The 399-nt window shown below is 40.4% G+C and carries 1 protein-coding gene; it reads right to left on the minus strand.

Annotated elements, in window-relative coordinates:
* A partial coding sequence (locus tag BTA35_RS17355) for an ATP-binding cassette domain-containing protein (RefSeq protein ID WP_139363758.1) occupies positions 1–399 on the minus strand: 399 nt, incomplete at both ends.

The raw sequence follows: 399 nt of genomic DNA on the forward strand, positions 1-399 counted from the left end.
CATCTAACAAGACTATTGAAGCAGGATTTAACATCGTTCGATCCAGAGACAACCTTTGTCTAAAGCCATTAGAAAGTTGATCTGCAAAGCTATTTGAGATTCGCGTTTCAAAGCCGCGATCAAGCTGCTCAATATCTTTAAATAAACGTGACATTTTTGCAGCCCATTCAAGCTCTTCCATTGTTGCCGCAGGGTGAACCAAACGTAAATTTTGAGACACCGTGCCATAAAAAACATCACACCGTTGAGGCATAAAGCTAACCATTGATCGTAGGTATTCTGCTGAAATTTGCCGAGTATCTATAGTATCAATTTTAATCGCACCAGCTTGAGGAAAATAAATACGGCTAATCATTGCAAGCAAAGTAGACTTTCCAGCACCATCAGGCCCTGTAATAC

The sequence above is a fragment of the Oceanospirillum linum genome, assembly GCF_001995095.2.
Lineage (GTDB): Bacteria > Pseudomonadota > Gammaproteobacteria > Pseudomonadales > Halomonadaceae > Oceanospirillum > Oceanospirillum linum.